At 72.4% G+C, this 6,386-nt stretch carries 6 protein-coding genes and 1 pseudogene; 2 read left to right on the top strand and 5 right to left on the bottom strand.

What is annotated here, in order from left to right; translation table 11 throughout:
- The 5 genes and pseudogenes from SSNG_RS35960 to SSNG_RS35940 form a co-directional block, all read right to left on the bottom strand.
- Positions 1 to 345: pseudogene (locus tag SSNG_RS35960) on the bottom strand (hypothetical protein); the annotation flags it as partial.
- Positions 330 to 2,372 (bottom strand): hypothetical protein, encoded by a 2,043-nt coding sequence (locus SSNG_RS35955; RefSeq protein WP_007268911.1) that lies wholly within the window; start codon positions 2,370 to 2,372, stop codon positions 330 to 332. The pseudogene SSNG_RS35960 and the gene SSNG_RS35955, both read right to left, overlap by 16 nt.
- A complete protein-coding gene (locus SSNG_RS35950; protein WP_241695332.1) occupies positions 2,369 to 3,463 on the bottom strand; it encodes a hypothetical protein in 1,095 nt (364 codons plus the stop codon). Before SSNG_RS35950 ends, SSNG_RS35955 begins: the two co-directional genes overlap by 4 nt.
- A 257-nt stretch (positions 3,464 to 3,720) precedes the next feature.
- Positions 3,721 to 3,975, bottom strand: coding sequence for a hypothetical protein (locus SSNG_RS35945; RefSeq protein ID WP_042804689.1), 255 nt, complete (start codon positions 3,973 to 3,975; stop codon positions 3,721 to 3,723).
- Positions 3,976 to 4,058: 83 nt separating this feature from the next.
- Entirely contained in the window at positions 4,059 to 4,472 is a 414-nt protein-coding gene (locus SSNG_RS35940; protein ID WP_241695331.1) for an ATP-binding protein, read from the bottom strand.
- A gap of 504 nt (positions 4,473 to 4,976) precedes the next feature.
- Between SSNG_RS35940 and SSNG_RS35935 the strand changes: the two genes are divergently transcribed.
- Positions 4,977 to 5,825: a helix-turn-helix transcriptional regulator gene (locus SSNG_RS35935; protein ID WP_128637667.1), complete on the top strand. Its 849-nt coding sequence runs from the start codon at positions 4,977 to 4,979 to the stop codon at positions 5,823 to 5,825.
- Positions 5,822 to 6,055 carry a DUF397 domain-containing protein gene (locus SSNG_RS35930; RefSeq protein WP_007268906.1) on the top strand — a complete coding sequence of 78 codons (234 nt, stop codon included), beginning with the start codon at positions 5,822 to 5,824 and terminating at the stop codon, positions 6,053 to 6,055. Before SSNG_RS35935 ends, SSNG_RS35930 begins: the two co-directional genes overlap by 4 nt.
- Positions 6,056 to 6,386 lie beyond the last annotated feature (331 nt).

Genomic DNA, 6,386 nt, shown 5'->3' with positions numbered 1-6,386 from the left:
GTGCCGCAGCGGCTCGTCAGTCAGCAGCGCGGCGGCCGGGCGCCCGGCGGCGCGGGCATGCAGGTCCCAGGCCGCGCAGTCCAGCGCGCCGACCGCCCATGACCCGGCCCTGGAATGGGGCGCCGCTTGAGCCAGGCGGTCCTGGAGGCCTTCGTGGTCGGCCGCCTCGGCGCCGACGAGTGCGGGCGCCAGGCCGCGTACGGCGCGGGCGACGGGCTCGGCGAGGGGCCCGTACCAGCCAGCTGCCCGGCCGGAGCGCACCGAGACGAAGACGGTGTCGTCACCCGGACCTGCGTGGTCGGCGAGATCTGCGAAGTCGAAGGAGTCGATCACCAGGTGTCGCATCGCGTCCTCGCCTTCAGCAGGCGTCCGGCGGCCGCAAGGAGGCCCTCGGCGGTCAGGCCGGCTGCGGCCGCGATGTCCTGCTGGATGCGCGGCCCTTCGGTCTCGCGCCAGCCGATCACCTCGACCGGCCGGGCGTGCCGTGCCTTCAGGAGGGACCAGATCGCGGCCGGGTGGCCGAGGGTGACGATCAGCAGTGCCGCGTCCTCGCCGAGCAGGGCGTCCAGCTCGGCGGGGCGGAGGCCGGCGGGCCACACGGTGGGATCGCCGAGCACGGTCAGGTCGAGGACAGAGACCACCCGCACCGCGACGCCCAGCTCTGCCCGGATCCGGGGCAGCGCCTCGGCGGTGACAGCGGCGGGCAGGTCCCCGCACACCACCACGGTCAAGGCCGGGGGCTGGGCGTCGGACAGGTGCGGCCAGAGGGCCGCTCCCCGGTCCAGCTCCTCGCGGAGCGTATCGGCGGGGACGGGCGGCAGCGGGTGCTTGCCCGCGATGATCACGTTGAGCTGGCCCGTGCTGGTGAAGGCGTCGTCCAGGACGGCCGCGAGGCGGGCAGGGTCGGCGGGCGTCAGCACGCGTGTGGCCGGGTCCTCCAGCGCGAGGAGCGTCGTGGTCAGCGACGGGTCGCCGTGCGTGTAGGTGTTGTGCCAGCCATAGGAGGTCAGAAGCAGGTTGAAGCTCGGCCGCGGGGCGGCGCCGGGCATCCGCTGCTGCTTGAGCAGGGAGACGAGTCCGGTCGCCAGGAGCGGGGCGAACGCCTCGTAGGAGATGAAGACCCCGCGGCCGCCGGCCGCGTTGAACCCGGCGAGCTGCTCGCCCAAGACCTCCTCGGCGAGAACCTCGGTGGTCCACGGCTGCCCGGCGAGTTCGGCGAGGCGGTTGGAGGCGAGCTCGTCCGGGCTGAAGACCCGGAAGTCCCCGGCGCGGGCGTGGGCGCGGATCACGGTGGCAACGGCGTCAGCGAACGAGACGGGCTGCTGCCGGACGGTGGCGCGCGGCGCCAGCGCAGGGTGGGGCGCCTTCAGGCGGGGCCACGCGGCTGCGGCGAGGGCAGCGTCCAGGCCGGGGCCCAGGTGGCCGCCGTCGGTGAACAGCTCCTCGGGCCGGTACGAGGACAGCCACGCCTCCAGGGCGCGCAGCTGTGCGGAGTCGGTGGCGGCCTTGGTGAGCGGGGTCTTGTGGGCGCGGACGGTGCCGATGACCTGCTGTCCGTTCACGGTGGTGGGGCCGCTCCAGCCCTTGACGCACCGCATGAACAGCACCGTGCGGCGTCCGGCCAGGGTGTCGTCGACGGCCTGGGCGAGCTCGGCGTGGAAGGCCTCGTGGCCGTCGTCCGGGACGGTGACGGTGCGGGCGTGCCGGCCGAGCCCGGCCGCGTAGGCGGTCAGGGCCCGCGCGTCCAGGCTGGCGAGGAGGCTGGGTGCGCCCATCCGGAAGCCGTTGAGGTGGACGATGGGCAGCACCGGGGTGCCGGGCAGGGCGTGGGCGGCGAGCCAGGCCGCGGCGGTGGTCGGGGTCTCGCATTCGCCGTCGCCGAGGACCGGCACGATCACCCGGTCGGGGCCGGCCGCGAGCGCGGCGCCCTGGGCGAAGGGGAGGCAGCCGCCGAGCCTGCCGCCGAGGAAGTCCCCTGCGGGCAGGGCTGGGGTGACTTCGGAGCCGAGGCCGGCCACCTCGGGGAAGGACCGGCACAGGTTCACCAGGCCCCGCTCGTCGCGGGGGAACTGTGGGCGCGCCGTGACCAGGTGGCCGGTGAGCCAGCCTGCCGCGATCTGTGCCACGCCCGCGTGTCCGGCGCCCAGCAGCGGGACCAGCTCGGTGCCGCCGGTGCCCGAGCGCAGGGCGATGTGAGCCAGGGCCCACGCCGTCCCGGGGACGGTGCCCCAGTGCCCGGCCGGGTGTGCCTTCACGTCTCCCGGGCCGAGGGGACGGCGCACCAGCACGTTGTCGCGCAGGTGAATCTGGGCGGCGGCCACGTACGTCTGCGCCCGCCACAGCAGCTCCGCCGCCTTGCCGGGGGCGGTCATGCCGGGACCAGCCGTTCGGGGCCGAAGGTGAAGTGCCACAGGGGCCGGTAGCACTCCCAGGCCTGGGGCCGCAGTCCGGTCGGGCCGAGGAGGTCCTCCAGGACGGTGCGGGCCTTCAGGTAGAAAGCGAGGTCGGTGGCGCCGGGGGCGCGGAGTCCGGCCATGATCCGGTTGTGGGCCTGGTAGACCTGAAGGTTCGGGAACTCGGTGATGTGCGGGGCGAGGTCGCGGACGCCGTCCTCCATGGCGGCCAGGTCGTCGAGGCCGACGATGTACGTGAACGACGTGTCGTGTCCGGCGCGAACGGCCCGGCGCAGCACGCGCGGCATCTGCTGGCGGGTGAGCTCCGCCTTGGATGCCTTCAGCAGCAGGTCGCGGCGGGTGAAGCACTCGGCGGTCATCCGCAGGACGAAAGGGCCAGCCGTGCGGGCCAGGGTGTTGAACGCGCTCTGGCTGCGCAGCACGGAGGTGAGGAATCCGATCCGGGCGGTGATGCCGGCCTCGGTCAGCACCGTGCGGAGGTTGCCGAGGTGGTCGACGGCGGCCTGTTCGCGTTCGAAGCATCCGGTGGAGACGGTGACCTCTTCCAGTCCGGTCAGGGTGCCGGCCGGGTGCTGGTGGGCCATGGCGTCGAGGAGTTCGCGCACTGCGCGTTGCTCGGACAGCCGGGGGTCGGCGGCGGCTTCGAGGGTGTTGGGGCAGAACGCGCAGCCGACGCAGCGGCTGCGGGCGTTGGGGTTGAGGGTGGCGGCGCGGCCGTCGTTGCGGAAGTAGCCGCCCACGGCCTCGTCCGCGTCGACTCGCGTCACGGTCGCGACGGGGAGCCCGGCCAGGAGGAGGGTGTCCTCGTCGAGAACGAACGGTGAGGCGGCCGCGTTGAGCGGGACGATCACCTGCCACGGCACGGCGGGCGCCGTCGCGAGGCGGATCAGGACCCGGGCGCGGTGCCGGTTCAGGGGCGAGCTGATGCCGTGCAGGTTGATCGCGATCAGGAGCGCGTCCTCGATCGGTACGCCGTGGTGGGCGGCGAGGGCGGCCATGGCGTCTAAGTCGGTGGCGGTGTGGGATTCACGCGGTGTGGTGGCAGGCACAGGGGCCCTCCATCCGGTCAAAGGGACGGACGCGGCGAACTTCCGTACGGTGCAGGCTCGGTTACCTGCGGGCAAGGGGCCGTGGCGAGGATGGCCGACCGGTGCGCGGTGGTGCCCGTCCCCGGCTGCTCGACCTGTCCAGGGTTGTTCAGCCGGGGACGGTGCCCCGGTCCGGCGGTGTCATCGTTCGGGGTGCCGGGCCGGGGGTTCTGGCCGGCGACAGCGCGGGCCGTGAGGCGCCGCGCTGCCACCGGAGTTCAGAGGGTGGGGCGGGTGCGGGATCCGCAGCGGCAGGCCCGCGCTTCTGTGGTGCGGGCCGCCGGTCCGGTGGAGAGCGTGTGCGCCGTGTCGTTGGCCGGCCTGCTGGTCGGCTGTACTTCGGCGGGTGTCCGGTCCAGGACGGTGATCGCGGAGGTGGTGAGGGTGGCGCCGTCGGCCTGGTGGGCGCAGGAGAGTGCGAGGACGGCCAGGCCGAGCACGTTGCCTGTCGTCAGCAGCAGTCCTGCGACCACGTTCCCGTCCGGCCGGGCGTGACGGCGCTTCCGGGGTGGGCTCAGGCGGGTGGGCCCGTGTAACTCGCCCCAGTCGCCGGCGCTCACGACACCACCTTGCCGACGGGGAGTTCGGCCCAGACCTGCTTGCCGGTCCGGAACCGCTTGCTGCCCCACCGGGTGGTGAGCCGGTCGACAAGCTGGAGCCCGCGTCCGGCCTCGGCCTCGTCCTCCGGGGTGTGGGTCGCGGGGGCGGGGAGGGTGCGGCTGGTGTCTGTGACGACGATCCGCACGTGGTCGGGGTGCCGGGTGACAGAGACGCCGATCCGGCGGGTCTTGGTGTGCTTGGCCGCGTTGGTGACGAGCTCGGAGACGATCAGCCGTGCGTCGTCGACCAGGACATCGAGGCCCCAGGTGCGAAGGCAGAGGGCGACGTCTCGTCGGGCGCGGGCCGGGGCGGTGTCGCGGGGCGAGTAGCCGTCGCTGTAGCGCTGGGGGCCGGTGGGGGCTGCTTTCACGTCTTCCGCCAAGGCGCCGGTCACCGGGCGGCCCTGCCGGCGTGGGGGCGCTGTATGGCGCGGGCGGCGAAGGCCGGGCGGTGGATGCGGGGTGTGCGAGTGGTGCTCTGGCTCATGGGTGGCCTCGGCGAGTTGGGAGCGGGTGAGGGGTACACGGCCTCGTGTCCCCGACGGGGGCGGGGACACGAGGCCGGCAGGCCGGGCCATGCTCGAACCCGGCCGTTCTGGGGCCGCGACCTACCACCTCAGCGTGATCATCTGCTGACACTTGGTCACGGCGTCACATTGGAAGAATGCACCCGATGACGCGATGCCTGCAACCATTGCAACCAAACTCCCAACGATTGGAGGGATGTTCGATCGACTTCCGATCCCCGGGACGGGCAGACTGACCCGGCAAGAGGAAGCCGCACCCCCGGAAGGGGAAGATCCGCCCCCTGCATCGACCTGCCAGCCCGCAGAGAGGTCCAACTTCCCGTGCCCACACCGCCGCTTGTGCAGACCGTGCGCAGACGCCGTCTCGGCAGCGCGCTGCGAACCTTCAGGAAGAACGCCGGCTTCAACACCTCCGACAGCGCCGCTCAGGCCGTCGGCTGGGACGCCAGCAAGATCAACCGGATCGAGAACGCCAAAGCCCACCTGCCGATCAAGGACGTCAAGCCGCTCCTGAAGGCCTACGGGGTCACCGACGAGACGGTGGTGACCGCGATGGAGGAGCTGGCCCGGGACGCCAACAAGGTCGGCTGGTGGAGCAACTACGGCGACCTGCCCGAGACGAACTACAAGGACTACATCGGCCTGGAGGAGGACGCGGAGGACACCCGGATCTACCGGCCCGAGGTGCTCCCGGGCCTGCTGCAGATCCCGCAGTACGCCCGCGAGATCATCACTGCCACCGCCATCACCCGGACCGCCGAAGAGGTGTCCGTGCTCGTGGAGATGCGCAAGAAGCGCCAGGCCATCCTCACCGACACCAGCCGGCCGGGCGGACCTCTCAAACTGTGGGCCGTCATCCACGAATCGACCCTGCACTACCGGTCGGCGACCCACCCCTCGCTGATGCGCGAGCAGCTGCGGCACCTGCTCGACATGGCCGACCTGCCCAACATCACCCTCCAGGTGATGCCGATACTCGCCACCCCTCACCCCGGGATGGCGGGCCCGTTCCACATCGTCAGGTTCCCCCACCCCTGGCCCACCGTGATCAGCCTGGAAACCCTCCGCGGTGGGTCCTTCGCCGAGGGCACCGACGACGTGAAGGTCTACGAGGCCGCCTTCGAGCGGATCGTGGCCGCAGCACTCCCCGTCGACGACTCACGGGAGAAGATCAAATCCACCATGGAGAAGTCATGACCGACACGACCAGGTTGTACGCCACCGACCTTCCCGAAGCGGACTGGTACAAGTCGTCGTTCAGCGACGCCGGTGAGCAGTGCGTCGAGATCGCCGACGTCCGGCCCACCCGCGGCTTCATCGCCGTCCGCGACTCGACGAGGCCGGCGGGACCGGCCATCGCCTTCACCCAGGCCGCCTTCACCGCGTTCCTGCCGCACGCAACCCGCGAGCAAGCTCCAACCGCCTGACGCGCTGAACAGCCAAGGCCCGGATTCCCCCAGCCCGCAGCGGGGGGAATCCGGGCCTTGCCTGTATGGCGATACCCCGTCCGCCTGTTGCCGATGGCTGCGACCATCTCTGGATGACCGGCTCGGCCCAGGTGGTACCGCAGGCCGTGCCTGCGGCGACGGGCGACGGCGCCGCCGCCTGGCGGTGCAAAATCAAGCCGCAGTGGTGCCGCAGGTCGTGCCTGCGGAGACGGGCCCCGCTTCGCCCTCGCCTACCTGGCGTGGGACGAGCCGCAGTGGTGCCGCAGGCCGTACCTGCGGAGACGGCCGAGCCAGGCGCCCGGCCATCGCC

The organism is Streptomyces sp. C, from assembly GCF_000158895.1.
In the GTDB taxonomy this organism is placed as follows: Bacteria; Actinomycetota; Actinomycetes; order Streptomycetales; family Streptomycetaceae; genus Streptomyces; species Streptomyces racemochromogenes.
The sequence above is the reverse complement of the archived record's forward strand: the minus strand, read 5'-3'. Positions and strand labels throughout refer to the sequence as shown.

What these genes read in the sequence shown, in the direction of transcription:
- SSNG_RS35930 (WP_007268906.1), top strand. Translation starts at nt 5,822, where the DNA reads ATGACCGACACGACCAGGTTGTACGCCACCGACCTTCCCGAAGCGGAC.
- SSNG_RS35955 (WP_007268911.1), bottom strand. Translation starts at nt 2,372, where the DNA reads ATGACCGCCCCCGGCAAGGCGGCGGAGCTGCTGTGGCGGGCGCAGACG.